The sequence below is a fragment of the Epibacterium sp. ABV4_022 genome (genome assembly GCF_056159345.1).
Genome location: NZ_JBSWVA010000002.1, coordinates 48,412 through 61,734, shown reverse-complemented (window position 1 = coordinate 61,734; position 13,323 = coordinate 48,412). Strand labels below are relative to the sequence as shown.

The 13,323-nt window shown below is 60.7% G+C and carries 11 protein-coding genes and 1 riboswitch; of the genes, 6 read left to right on the top strand and 5 right to left on the bottom strand.

The window, feature by feature from the left end:
• Positions 1-24: 24 nt before the first annotated feature.
• The 3 genes from nhaC to ACXAF5_RS19350 all read right to left on the bottom strand — a co-directional run bounded on the left by nhaC (position 25) and on the right by ACXAF5_RS19350 (position 3,843).
• Entirely contained in the window at positions 25-1,479 is a 1,455-nt protein-coding gene (gene nhaC, locus ACXAF5_RS19360) for a Na+/H+ antiporter NhaC (protein WP_474947893.1), read from the bottom strand.
• Between the two features lie 100 nt (positions 1,480-1,579).
• Positions 1,580-2,515: a bifunctional Delta(1)-pyrroline-2-carboxylate/Delta(1)-piperideine-2-carboxylate reductase gene (lhpI, locus tag ACXAF5_RS19355; protein ID WP_474947892.1), complete on the bottom strand. Its 936-nt coding sequence runs from the start codon at positions 2,513-2,515 to the stop codon at positions 1,580-1,582.
• Between the two features lie 53 nt (positions 2,516-2,568).
• Positions 2,569-3,843 (bottom strand): FAD-dependent oxidoreductase, encoded by a 1,275-nt coding sequence (locus ACXAF5_RS19350; protein WP_474947891.1) that lies wholly within the window; start codon positions 3,841-3,843, stop codon positions 2,569-2,571.
• A 25-nt stretch (positions 3,844-3,868) separates the two neighbouring features.
• Here ACXAF5_RS19350 and ACXAF5_RS19345 point away from each other — a divergent pair, with 25 nt between their 5' ends.
• The 3 genes from ACXAF5_RS19345 (at position 3,869) to ACXAF5_RS19335 (ending at position 6,905) form a co-directional block, all read left to right on the top strand.
• Complete coding sequence (locus ACXAF5_RS19345) at positions 3,869-4,558, top strand: helix-turn-helix domain-containing protein (RefSeq protein WP_474947890.1); 690 nt, start codon at positions 3,869-3,871, stop codon at positions 4,556-4,558.
• 118 nt (positions 4,559-4,676) lie between these two features.
• Positions 4,677-5,309, top strand: a complete 633-nt coding sequence (locus ACXAF5_RS19340; protein WP_474947889.1) for a TetR/AcrR family transcriptional regulator — start codon at positions 4,677-4,679, stop codon at positions 5,307-5,309.
• 30 nt (positions 5,310-5,339) lie between these two features.
• Positions 5,340-6,905 carry a 5-guanidino-2-oxopentanoate decarboxylase gene (locus tag ACXAF5_RS19335; RefSeq protein ID WP_474947888.1) on the top strand — a complete coding sequence of 522 codons (1,566 nt, stop codon included), beginning with the start codon at positions 5,340-5,342 and terminating at the stop codon, positions 6,903-6,905.
• Positions 6,906-7,027: 122 nt separating this feature from the next.
• On the opposite strand, the gene ACXAF5_RS19330 is transcribed toward ACXAF5_RS19335, so the two are convergent.
• Both ACXAF5_RS19330 and ACXAF5_RS19325 read right to left on the bottom strand, forming a co-directional pair.
• A complete protein-coding gene (locus tag ACXAF5_RS19330; RefSeq protein ID WP_239367473.1) occupies positions 7,028-8,095 on the bottom strand; it encodes an FAD-binding oxidoreductase in 1,068 nt (355 codons plus the stop codon).
• 6 nt (positions 8,096-8,101) lie between these two features.
• Complete coding sequence (locus ACXAF5_RS19325; RefSeq protein WP_474947887.1) at positions 8,102-9,328, bottom strand: aromatic ring-hydroxylating oxygenase subunit alpha; 1,227 nt, start codon at positions 9,326-9,328, stop codon at positions 8,102-8,104.
• Between the two features lie 140 nt (positions 9,329-9,468).
• A riboswitch (cobalamin riboswitch) is annotated at positions 9,469-9,672 on the bottom strand.
• 302 nt (positions 9,673-9,974) lie between these two features.
• On the opposite strand from ACXAF5_RS19325, the gene ACXAF5_RS19320 reads away from it, so the two are divergent.
• From ACXAF5_RS19320 to ACXAF5_RS19310, 3 genes are all read left to right on the top strand, one after another.
• Complete coding sequence (locus ACXAF5_RS19320) at positions 9,975-10,991, top strand: C4-dicarboxylate TRAP transporter substrate-binding protein (RefSeq protein ID WP_239324239.1); 1,017 nt, start codon at positions 9,975-9,977, stop codon at positions 10,989-10,991.
• Between the two features lie 88 nt (positions 10,992-11,079).
• Positions 11,080-11,754 (top strand): TRAP transporter small permease subunit, encoded by a 675-nt coding sequence (locus ACXAF5_RS19315; RefSeq protein WP_474947886.1) that lies wholly within the window; start codon positions 11,080-11,082, stop codon positions 11,752-11,754.
• On the top strand, positions 11,751-13,151 hold the full coding sequence (locus tag ACXAF5_RS19310) for a TRAP transporter large permease (RefSeq protein ID WP_239324243.1): 1,401 nt from the start codon (positions 11,751-11,753) through the stop codon (positions 13,149-13,151). Before ACXAF5_RS19315 ends, ACXAF5_RS19310 begins: the two co-directional genes overlap by 4 nt.
• The last annotated feature ends 172 nt before the right edge of the window (positions 13,152-13,323 follow it).

Here is a 13,323-nt window from a genome sequence, read left to right as displayed (position 1 = left end):
TCTCTGTTTTAGGTCCGCGTCAGTTTATTTGGCAGCCTGGTGCGCACCGGTGGGTGCCTGTTCGCCGGTCTCTTCTGCCTTGGGCGTAAAGAAACCCGTCCATGCGTAGAAGATGCCAAACACCGGCGCCAGCCAGCAGGCAAAGGACAGCGGGATATAGAGAAGGTTCTCCATCTTGCCCTCCGAGATCCCCAGCGCCAGCGCCGAGATCACAAAGGCACCGCCCGCGTTCCATGGGATCAGCGGCGAAATGATGGTGCCGCCTTCTTCGGTGGCGCGGGCAAGGTTCAGACGCGAATAGCCGACGCGGTCATAGACCGGTTTGAACATCCGACCCGGCAGCGCAATCGACAGATAGGGGTCGCCTGCCACGGTGTTGGTTGCCATCGACGACAGGATCGCCGAGGTCTGCACGCCCGCGATGGATTTGACCCGCTTGGTCAGCAGCTCAATGATCGCGGCCAGACAGCCTGTGCGCTCCAGCGCGCCACCAAAACCAAGCGCAATCAGGATCAACGAGATGGTCCACATCATCGACTGAATGCCGCCCCGGTTCATCAGCGCGTCCATCGCCTCCACCCCGGTTTCAACAGAGTAGCCGTAGTTGGCATAGGTAAAGACGTCATGCACCGATGCGCCCTGCACAAAGATCGCAATCAACGACGCCACCACGACACCAATGAACAGCGTCGGAATTGCGGGCATCTTCAACATCGCAAGCCCGATCACCAAAAGCGCGGGCAACAAGAGCCAGGGCGTGATGTCAAAAGAGCCATCCAGCGCGGTCTTAAAGCTCTCGATCCGTTCAAAGGACGGCTCCCCTTCGCCAAGGTTGAAGCCCATCACCGTATAGATCGCCAGCGCAATCAGCATGGCCGGAACCGTGGTCGGCAGCATGTTGCGGATGTGGTCAAACAGCTGCGTATCGGTCACGGCGGGCGCAAGGTTGGTGGTGTCCGACAGGGGCGAGATTTTATCGCCAAAGAAGGCCCCCGAAACCACCGCGCCTGCGGTCCAATATGCAGGAATGCCAAAGCCTTCGCCAATGCCCATGAGCGCCAGACCCACGGTGCCCACGGTGCCCCAGCTTGTCCCAAGCGCCAATGAGACGATGGAACACAGGATCATGCCCGCAGCCAGAAACAGCTGCGGCGACAGCAGCGACAGCCCGTAATAGATCAATGTCGGAACCGTACCCGAGGCGATCCATGTGCCGACGATCATGCCGACAAGGATCAGAACCGAGACGGCGGGAAAGGAGACCGCGATCACATGGAATGCGCCTTTCTCGATCTCATCCCAGCTCAGACCTTCGATCAGGCCCACCACGGCCGTCAGTGCGATACCAATGGCCAGCGGGATATGCGGGGTGAAATCCCCAAAATAAAAGATCTGCACCCCAAGGATGCCGAGCGTCAGCACAATCGGCAGCAGCGCCAGACCGATTGATGGACGAACGTCCGTTTTTTGTAATGGCATGAAACATGTCCTCTCTGTTGGGTGGCGAACCGTGACCTGGCCTCAATGAGGGCATCACTGAGCACAGCGGGGTCCGGCGCCGGTTGTCGTCTCTTTGGGATCAGCTGGTGGATCTGTAGGCGAGTATTGCGGCCGACAGATCCTCGATCGCGGTACCGACCCCTTTGAAAAGGGTGATTTCCTCTGGCGACTGGCGCGGGGACAAATCCCCTTCGCACAGGTCCTTGAGCGTAGCGCGAATGTCGCTTTCGACGAGCACGCCGGTTTCCAGCGGGGTCTTGATGTCGCCGCTTTCCACCAGCGCATCCATCGTGTCCACATAGACCGTGGCACGGGTCAGCACCGCGTCGTCCGCTTCGCGCATGGTTGGAGTAAAGCTGCCGATCAGGTCGATGTGCTGGCCGGGGTGCAGCCACGCACCCTGCAGCACCGGCGTCTGCGACAGGGTCGCGCAAGAGATCACATCGGCCTCCGCTGCAGCGGCCTCGACGCTTTCGGTGACCTCGGCGGCAATGCCCATCTCGTTCAGATTTGCCACCGTGCGTGCCGCATTTTCCGGCATGATGTCATAGACCAACGTGCGCGTCATCGGCAGCACCTCGCGGTAGGCCTGCGCCAGATTAAAGCCCACGCGCCCGGCGCCAATGATCAGATGCGTGGCGCTCTCGGGGCGGGCCAGCCGCCGTGCCGCCAGCGCCGAGGCCGCCGCGGTGCGCCGCGCTGTCAGCTCGCCGCCATCTGCCAGCAGCAGATGCGCGCCGGTTTCGCGGTCAAACAACACATAGCTCGACGATAGCGCCGCGCGGCCGCGTTTGCTGTTGCCGGGCACCACATTGACCAGTTTGATGCCGCCAAAGCCCTCCGCACGCCATGCTGGCATCAGCAGCAGCACATCGTCTACTTCTCCGGCGTTTTCCAGGTAGTGGTGATGGCGCAGCGGCGCTTCATATGCGCCGCAAAATCCCTGATCCAATGCAACAATCAATTCCGCATAAGGCAGCGCGGCGCGGGTCTGTTCCTGGTCGAGAATTTTCATTGAACGATCCTAACTGTGAAGAGGAGGCAGCGCCGGGCGGATAACGCCCGTGCCTAGGCGGCGATCAGCCAGCGGGCTGTCTCGGAAACGCCGTATGAGGGAGATTGAGCGCCATGCAGCCGCTCGGCGAGGAGCTGTCCTGCGCCCGCCGCCATGGTCCAGCCAAGCTGGCCATGACCGGCGTTGAGCCAGACATTACTGTGGGTGCGCAAACGGCCCAGATAAGGCCGCCCGCTGGGGGTGGTGGGGCGCAGACCGGCCCAATGTGTGACCGCATCCAGCTCGACCGCGCGGCCAAAGTGGCGCGCCACATAGTTATCCAGATACGCCGCGCGCTCCGGGTTGGGGTTGCTGTCGTGACCCGCAAATTCGGCAATGGCGGTGACGCGCAGGTAAGATCCCAGCCGGGTGACTGCGATCAGATTGGTTTCATCGACCAGCGGGCGGGCTGGCATATACGCACCATCCCGTATCGGGTAGGTCGCCGAATAGCCTTTGACCGGGTAGATCAGCGGGCGCACGCCTAACTGTTTGCCGAGCGCGACCGTGCCAACACCTGCCGCGATCACCACCTGATCGCAGGGCACTGGCCCGTTTGTGGTCTGCACCGCCGACACGCGCCCCTGTGCACGCTCGAACCCGGTGACCGTTGCGCCATGGTGGAGCGTGACCTGCCGGTTCTGCTCCAGCCACTGCGCCAGCGCTCTGGTGAACCGGCGGCAATCGCCCTTACTGTCGACCGAGGACAACAGCCCGCCTTTCAGCCTGTCGCCATACACCTTCAGCGCCGGGTCCCATTGGGTCAGTTCTTCGGCGCTCATGGGGGAGAAGCCTTCGAGATGATCCGACGCCATGCGCGCGGCAAAGGCGCTCTCTTCCCCATAAAGATAATAGGCCCCGTCATGCCCCTGCTCAAAAGCAAGCCCGGTGGCTTGCTCCAAGGCCTGCAACTCTTGCCGCCCATGGCGGGCCAGCCACGCCATCGCGCCGGAATTTTCCCGATGCGCCCGCGGCGAGCACTGACACAAGAACGCCAGCCCCCAGCGCCACAGCTGCGGGTCCATCAGCTTGCTGATCTTCACGCTCGGGGTACGGCCCAGCAGAGCATGTATCATTTGCGCAGGCGCGGCAGGCCCGGCCCAGCTCTCGGCATGACCGACTGCAATGATCCCCGCATTGGCAAAGCTGCAGCCCTCGGCAGGGGCCTTTGCGCGCTCGATCACGGTCACGTGGTGGCCGCGTTCCGCGAGGTGGTAGGCGGTGGCCATCCCAACCACCCCCGCTCCGATCACGGCAATTCGCTGGCCACGCTTCTGCTGGTCATGCATACTTTCATCCAAATAGCTCGGGCACATGGCCTATGGGCAATTTTTTGGTAAAATAAGAAAAATCATGTCGCAAACAACAAAAAAAGACTCTCCCTTTGTCACTGATGCACAAACAGCATTGCTGGATGACAGTGAAAAGCAGCAGATCCGGCTAGAACTCGGCAAGCGTGTCAAAGGCTTACGCAGTTCGGCCGAGATGACACTGGAACAAGCGGCAGAGCGCACGGGCCTTGCGGTTTCGACCATTTACAAGATCGAAAACGGCAAAGTGTCTCCGAGTTTTGAGAATCTGCTGCGACTCGCACGGGGGTATGGCGTCGGCCTGGAGAAGCTGATTGCAGAGCCGGAAGGCGAGGTCACGACGACGCGCCTCACGGTGACGCGCGCGGGTCAGGGGCGTTCCGTCGAGGGCAAAGCCTATGCCTATGAAATCCTGTGCAACGGCCTCACCGGCAAGAAAATCATCCCGCTCATCGGAACTGTTGGCGCCGCAGGCGGGACCACGCCCGAACATCTTGACCGGCATGATGGCGAAGAGCTCCTGTTCATACTCGCAGGAGAGGTCGAATTGCGCGTGGAACACTATGAGCCGGTGATCTTGAAGGCCGGAGATTGCGCCTACTATGACAGTACCATGCGGCACGGGGTGCGCAGTACAGGGGCCGAGGATGCGCGTGTATTCTGGGCGTGCACGCATATCGAGGGGCTTGATTGAGTATCCTCACGGCCCTCTGGGGACATGGAAGTTGATCTCAGGCTATGTGGTCTGATCCACTTTAGCCTTGATTTCCGCACCCTGTTGCACGAATGTGCAATAAATCGTGGGGTCTGGAATGTCTGACAGCAAACCTAAATTTCGCCGGGAAAGCCCGGAGCTGCGCCGTGAGCAGCTTGTCGAAGCCACACTGCGGGTGATTGCGCGCAAGGGGGTTTCGGCAGCGACCGTGCGCGAAATCTCGGCCGAGGCCGGCGTTGCCTTCAGCCTGATCCGGCATCACTTTCGCACCAAAGAAGATCTGATGTATGCGGCCTATTCCTTTCACATGCAGAAGATGGCGCATCTCTCCCTGTCGTCGGCGACGGATACAGACCGGACACTCGCGGACCGATTGCGCCAATGTATTCGGGACACGCTCTCTCCGCCGGTGACCAACGGGGCCGGTTTGCAGATCTGGGCGGGTTTCATTCAGATGGTTCCGCATGATGAGCGGATGAAACAGATCCACATCGATACCTATCTCGGCTTTCGCAATGCACTGGAGCCGTTGATCACAGAAGCGCTCGAAGCCCGTGGCGCGCCCGTCGACCCGGCCTTGGTCGAACAGAAGGCGATCGCCTGCAACGCGGTCCTCGACGGGCTTTGGCTCGAAGGGTCGATGCTGCCGGACATGCTGCCGCCGGAGAAGTTGATCGCAGTGGCAGAGGCGACCCTATTCGCCATTCTGGGGTTGCCAGCAAAGAGCTGACCCCGACCAAGGAAGATACAAGGAGAAAGCATGCCTACGATCGGTCAAGCCCTGGCGCAGAACCTCGTTGATCGCGGGGTTGAGGTGGTTTTTGGCATCCCCGGAGTGCATACCATCGAACTCTACCGTGGGATCGAAGCTGCCGACATTCGTCACGTTACACCGCGTCATGAACAGGGGGCGGGCTTCATGGCGGATGGCTATGCGCGTGTGTCCGGCAAACCTGGCGTCGTGTTCGTGATCACCGGCCCGGGGTTGGTCAATACGCTGACGCCCATGGCGCAGGCACGTGCCGACAGTTCCCCCATGATCGTGGTAACGGGTGTCAACCGCCGCGACAGCCTTGGCAAGGGGCTGGGCCTGCTTCATGAACTGCCCGATCAGTTGGGATTGTCGAAAACAGTATCAAAGCACGCCGAGCAGGTTGAGGACGCAGCCGGGCTCGACGGGGCGCTGGGTCGTGCGTTTGCCGGGCTCGCCGGACGGCCGGCGCCCGTGCATATCGAGGTGCCGACGGACGTCATGGGCCTGCAAGGTCCGGATGATCTGTCGCTGACCGATGCCCCCGCCCCCGGTGACCCGGATCTTGCGCCCATCCTGGCACGTCTCGCAGAGTGCGCGCGCCCCGTCATCATCGCCGGTGGCGGTTGCCGCAGACAGGACGCGGTGCTCACCCAATTGGCGGAGAAACTCGACGCACCCGTGGTGCAAACCGTCAATGCGCGCGGATTGATGCATGGGCATGCGCTCACCGTCGCCGCCAGCCCGTCGCTGCACGCCGTCCGGGAGCTGATCGAAGACGCCGATTGCGTGCTTGCGCTTGGCACTGAGCTTGGTCCGACCGACTACGATATGTACGCGACAGGAAGCTACCCGAGGATGGCGTCCTTGTTGCGCATCGACATATGCGCCGATCAACTGCGCCGCCACCCGGCGGAGGTCACGGTGACCGGTGATCTGGATCGGTGCCTTTCGCGACTGGCTGCCGAGATCGACAGCAAGCCCGGGACTGGTGGCGCGGGCCGCGCAGAGGCTGCACGCAATGCGGCGCTGCGCGAAATCGACACCACCGCACCTGGCTATGGTGCGTTGATCGAGCAGATCGAAACCCTGCGGGATGCGGCCCCGGGCGCGATCATGGTCGGGGATTCCACGCAAGCGGTGTATGCCGCAAACCTGGCTTACGATCACGACCGCCCCGGCGGCTGGTTCAACGGGGCCACCGGCTTCGGTGCGCTCGGGTTTGCGATCCCGGCTGCGATCGGGGCCGCCATCGCCGATCCGACCGCACCTGTCATCGCGCTCATGGGCGATGGCGGCGCTCAGTTCACCTTGCCGGAACTGGGTGTGGCGAGCGACGAGAACATCCCCATCCTGTTCGTGGTCTGGAACAACAACGCATTCCTCGAGATCGCGAACTCCATGGAAGCCGCAGGCATTAAGGCCACTGGATGCCACCCCGGAGCACCGGATTTCGAGGCAGTATCCGCCGCCTATGGTCTCGGTTTCAAACGCACGTCCCCAGATCAGCTGCGTGCCGCGCTTGCTGACCTTTTTCCTCTCTCGGGTCCGATGCTGCTGGAAATCGAAATGTAGGGACCCACACCAGGGCGTGCCTTGCCCACCGCCTCGTGAGGATATGACCTGCCCTCAACGACAGAAGCCGCGCTCGTGGAACCGGGCGCGGCTTCTTGCCAATCCGACAGGTGAAAGTCGGCTCAGACTTCGACCGACACCTTGCCGATCGGGTTCGAGCAACAGGCGAGAATGTAGCCTGCCTCGATGTCATCATCCGAAATCCCACCGTTGTGCACCATATGCACATCGCCGGAGGTTTTCTTCACCTTGCACGTGCCGCAGACCCCAAAGGTGCAGCCGGATGGGATATTGAGGCCATTTGCACGCGCGGCTGCCAGAACCGTATCCGTCTCGGCCACCTTGGCAGTGACACCGGAAGTTGCGAAGGTGATTTCGGCCTTGGCGTCATCATCAAGCACAACATCATCGAGATCCGGCTGATCAGCTTCATTCGCGACCGGCGCGTGAAAGCTCTCCTGATGATAGTTGTCCATGTCAAAGCCGAGACCGGCCAGCGCGTCCCGGACCGCCTGCATGAATGGTTCCGGACCACAGCAGTAGACCTCGCGCTCCAGATAGTCCGGCGCCATCAGGCCCAGCATCAACTGATTGAACACGCCCTGGTAGCCTGTCCAGGGGCGGTAGAGATCAGGCTCTTCCACCACGAACTTTAGGTCGAGCCCTTCGGAACGGCTGGCCATCTGCTCCAGGCGTTGCCGGAAAATGATCTCCGACGGCCGCTTGGCACAGTTCACAAAAACGATGTCCAGATCATCCCCGTCGTCCCACATGCTGGTGGTCATCGACATCATCGGCGTGATGCCCGATCCGGCGGAAATGAAAAGGAACTTTTTCGACTGGCTGCCGGCGTTCGTGAACAACCCCGCCGGGCCGATGCCTCTGATCCGCACCCCCGGCTTCAGATTGTCGAGCATCCAGCGCGTTCCGATGCTGTCCGGCTGCGCCTTCGCGGTGATGGTGATCGTGCGCGGGCGCGATGGCGACGAGGAGATCGTGTAGGTGCGGTGCACGGGGCCACCGGGAACCGGAATCTCAAGCGTCATGAACTGGCCGGGATCAAAGTCGAACAAGGCACCGGACGGCGCCTTGAAGGTGAAGGACGCGGTATTGTCCATCTCCGGTATGATGGAGACACATTCCAGCATCTCCGTATCATTCCAGATCGCGCGTTCACTCATTTTGGGCATTTGGTCTTACTCCGCCGCGATGGCTTGGGGATCGCGGTTGCGCTTAAGGGTATTGAGGTACCACTCCACGAATTGCAGCACGCCGCTTTCCTGCACCGCGGAATACGGCCCGGGCTGATAGGCGGGGGAGTTGATACCCATCTGGTTGTACTCGACGACCTCGCGGTCCTCGTCATTGGTGGCGACCCAGACTTCGGTCAGGCGATTGAGATCGTAGTCCACGCCCTCGACCGCGTCCTTGTTCACCAACCATTTGGTGGTCACTTCGGTTTCCGTCGGGCTGATCGGGGTGACGCGGAACACGATGGAGTGGTCCGACAGGAAGTGGTTCCAGGTGGTCGGATAGTGAAATTTCAACAAGGAGCCGGCATCGGCAAACGCCGCCCGCCCCAGCCAGCGCCGCACCGCCGTCTTGCCATCCAGGGTATAGCTTTCAGCGCCTTCCTTGAGCGGCATGCGGGCAATCCGAAACTGCCCGTCGTCGTTCAGGAAGAAGCTTGACGGCATACCGGCCCCTTCGCAACGGTCGAAATGCGCTTGCAGGTTGGCGGGGGTTTCGCCGCCCTCGATACCGGTGATCGACGGATCATCGGGGAAGGTCCGGCACAGGGAGGGGTGGTTGCCGCCGCAGTGATAACACTCGCGGTTGTTCTCCCAGACCAGTTTCCAGTTGCCCTTCTCCACGATCGAACTCTCGTAGGCCACTTTGGCGTTCGACAGGTCGTGCACGTCCAGATAGGGGCGAACCGTGTCGGCAAACGCGTCAAAGCTCGGGGCGTCCTCCGCAAGACAGATATAGACCAGCCCCGACAGTTCGCGGCAGTGGACTGTCTTGAGCCCGTGTTGTGCAGGGTCGAAATCCGGTCCCATATCCCGAGCCCAAAGCAGACGCCCGTCCAGCTCGTAGGTCCACTGATGGTAGGGGCACACCAGTTTCGGATTGTTGCCTTTCTTCGCCTTGCAGATGACAGACCCGCGATGCCGACAGGAATTGTGGAACGCCCGGATCACATCATCGCTGCCGCGCACGATGATGACATTAAAGGCCCCAACCTGATGGGTCACATAGCTGCCGGGCTTTTCCAGTTCGCAGGCGGGAATGGCAAAGAGCCACTCCTTGTAGAAGATCTCTTGTAGATCGGTCTCGAACACCTCGGCGTCGGTATAGAACGCCTGCGCGAGCGCATGACCCGGCGTATGATTGGCGATCAGCGCATTGAGATTGCTGTTCATTCCCTGACTCTCCTGCCGCCTGCTCGCGATCCTGAGACGGAGCGTCACGCGGTTGGTTTTTGTGCAGATGGCAATGGGAATCCGTCAGGTCGCAACGGAGGAAGCCGCGCCCTTCAAGATGCCCAAACCGCCACCCGCGGTTGACGATATCTTTCGAGGCTGGTTTCCGGGCTCAGGAGAAGACCAGATGGTCCAAGTGCGACGCCTTCCCGGGTTCCTCCCCCCAGTGGCCGATGTCACACCCGCTGTCTCCATGACCGTTGCGGGGGCAGCGCCGGATTTACACCGGCTTCCCAATTCTCCACCCGGACACGCCGGGCGGCACCTCTGGGACCGAGTTGTACCGAGATTCGCAAATCCCGATCTGCGATTTGCGACATTGTTTATTTGGTTCGAGACAAGGCGCGGATTCCCGGTGCGCTGCAGCGGCCCTGTCGACATGGTCTTGCCGGGACGGCCGCCGGCTAGTGCAGGCTAAGTCCAATCCGTGACGAGGTTCTTCTCAATCCGCTGTGGAACGCCTTGCTACGCAGCGTCTGCCGCGTTCACCGGCGATCGGATCCAACTTTTGGGTTGGCAAACCGGGGCATAATGGTGATCCTGCGCCCATACCGCGCACTTCAGATGCGTAATTGGGGAGGAAATTATGAAAAATGTCTTGGGGCTTACCGCCCTCGCAACCCTGACCTGTGCCTTTGCCGCCGAAGCCATGGCGACCGAGTGGAACGTGTCCGTCTGGGGCAAACGCCGCGCCTTTACGGAACACGTCGAAAAACTGGCGGAGTTGGTTTCGGAAAAGACCGATGGCGCGTTCACCATGAACATCAGCTACGGCGGCCTGTCCAAGAACCGCGAAAACCTCGATGGTATTTCCATTGGTGCGTTCGAGATGGCGCAATTCTGCGCGGGATATCACCGCGACAAGAACCGCGTCATTACCGTTTTGGAGCTGCCCTTCCTCGGTGTTTCCAACCTGGAGGAAGAAGTTGCCGTTTCCGCGGCCGTCTATGGCCACCCGGCAGCCACTGACGAGATGGCGCAGTGGAATGCGAAGCTGCTGATGACGTCTCCGATGCCACAGTACAATATCGTCGGCACCGGCGAAGCGCGCGACGAGCTGGCCGAATTCGAAGGCATGCGCGTGCGTGCCACGGGCGGGATCGGCGAAGCCTTTAAAGCTGTTGGCGCAGTGCCGACCTCGGTCACCGCAACCGAAGCCTACCAGGCCATGGAGTCTGGCGTCGTCGACACGGTCGCATTCGCTCAGCATGCGCATCTGTCCTTCGGCACCATCAATCGCGCCGACTGGTGGACGGCAAACCTGAACCCTGGCACCGTGAATTGCCCTGTTGTGGTGAACATCGACGCCTATGAGAGCCTGTCCGACTCCGAGCGCGAGGCCCTCGACAGCTCGATCCCGGAAGCACTGGATCACTATCTGGCCAACTATGGCGAACTCCTGAAGAAATGGGACGCCGTTCTGGAGGAAAAAGGGGTCGAGAAAGTCGAGATCTCAGATGAGGTCCTGGCTGAGTTCCGCGCCACCGCAGCGGATCCGATCCGCGAAGCCTGGATCAAGGACATGGAGGCGCAAGGGCTGCCCGGGCAGGAACTGTATGATCTTGTTCAGAAAACCCTGAGCGACCATCGCAACGGCAGCTGATCGCACTGCGATCACATCGGGCCCGGATCTTCAGAGCCGGGCCCGTACCTATTCTATTCACCGATAAAGACAACAACCGGGGGCAGGAATGGCAGGTTCATCAACCGTGCTCAGTGATTCCAGTGTAATCTCGCGGCTGGACAGGGCGTTGCTGCCGATCGAAAGAGCAACAGCCCTCCTGTCCGGACTGGCCGCTTTTTCGCTGATGTTCCTTGCCGCGTATTCCGTGGCCGGTCGCCAATTGGACCGGACGTTTCTGGCCCCTGTTTTCGACCGGCTTGGTCTGATGGACGGCCCCCTGCCCGGCTACGTTGACTATATCGAAGCGCTGATGCCGCTGATCGCCATTCTGGGCGTGTCCTACGTACAGCGGGAGGGTGCGCATATCCGCATGGATATTCTTGTGGGACGGTTGCATGGACGGGCACTTTGGTTGTTCGAGTTTGTCACCGTGCTGTGCATGCTTGTGCTGGTGTTTGCGCTTGTCTGGGGATCCTGGGCGCATTTTGACAGATCATTTGATTGTGCACGCCCGCTGTGTTCGCGCGACAGTTCGATCGACATCGGTCTGCCGATCTGGCCGTCGAAACTGGTGGTGCCTGTCGCCCTCGCCGTCTTGAGCGCCAGACTGCTGTTGCAGCTCGTGGCCTATGCCCGTGCCTTCGTCCTTGGGCTGCACAGCCCGGCCGCAGTACCGTTGATTCAATCTGTCGCAGAGCAGGCCGCTGCCGAAGCCGATCAACTCAAGGAGCACGATAAATGAGCGATATCGAGATCGGTCTCTGGGTCAGCGGGGCAATGCTGGTCCTGGTCGTGCTCGGCATGCGGGTGGCTTTTGCAGCTGGCCTGGCGGGGTTTGCAGGCCTGGTGTGGCTGCGCTGGAACGGGTTCGACTACGATCCTGAGCGCTTTGGAAAATCTGTCGAAATCAGCGTCAAGATCGCCGGCCAGGTCCCGCATTCCAAGGTGTCCAGCCAGGCGCTGAGCCTGATACCCACCTTCATCCTGATCGGGTACCTTGCCTATTACGCGCAAATGACCACGGCCCTGTTCGAAGCCGCCAAACGCTGGGTTGCCTGGGTCCCCGGCGGGCTCGCGGTCTCGACCGTGTTTGCCACAGCGGGCTTTGCCGCCGTGTCCGGCGCATCCGTCGCCACAGCGGCGGTGTTCGCGCGTATCGGCATTCCTGAGATGCTGGCGGTGGGATACAACAAACGGTTTGCTGCGGGCGTCGTGGCCGCAGGCGGAACCCTTGCCTCACTCATCCCCCCCTCTGCGATTCTGGTGATCTATGCCATTATCGTCGAGCAGGATGTGGGCAAACTTCTGCTGGCGGGCTTTATCCCCGGGGCATTCTCGGCGGTTGTCTATGCGGGTCTCATCATCGCCATTGCCATGATCTTCAAGACGGTTGGACCTCCTGTCACGGGCTTCACCTGGCGTGAACGGCTGGTGTCCCTACCCCCGGCATTGCCGATCCTGGCAGTCGTGGTGATCATCATTTTCTTTGTCTACAATCCCTTTGGCGAGGCTTGGGGCACTCCGACCGAGGGTGGCGCGGTCGGCGCGTTCATCGTCTTCATCATGGCCCTGATCCGCGGCATGCGTCTGCGCCAGTTGCGGGACGCCTTGCTGGAAACGGCCAAGCTCACGATCATGATCTTCACCATCATCTGGGGTGTCCTGATCTACGTCCGTTTCCTCGGTTATGCAGACCTGCCCCATGCCTTCGCGGATTGGATTTCCTCTCTGTCCGCGCCTCCGATGCTGATCCTGATCTGCATTCTCCTCGCCTATGCCGTGCTGGGCATGTTCATGGACGCGATCGGAATGCTGCTTCTCACCTTGCCCGTAGTCTACCCCGCCGTGATGGCGCTGAACGGCGGCGAGTTGGTGTCCGCGTCGGATTCGGCCTTCGGCATGTCCGGGCCGATGTGTGCCATCTGGTTTGGCATTCTGGTGGTGAAAATGGCAGAGTTCTGCCTGATCACACCACCGATCGGCCTGAATTGTTTTGTCGTCGCAGGTGTGCGGGAGGATCTTTCGGTACAGGATGTGTTTCGCGGGGTCATGCCCTTCTTTATCGCCGATGCCGTCACGATCGCGCTTCTGGTTGCATTCCCGATGATCGTTCTCTGGCTCCCCGGCCTCGCCAGTTGAACGCCTTTGCGCCCGCTTTATTGTTTCTGCCCTGGGCGCAAAGGCGGCGCAAAAAATACATTCCACATCCACAATTCCATGTAATCCACCCCTTTCGCCATGGCGCGAAAGGGGTTCATTAATTCAATTCGACAAGTCTTTCCTTTGAAGCAGCCCAAACACCAATGATACC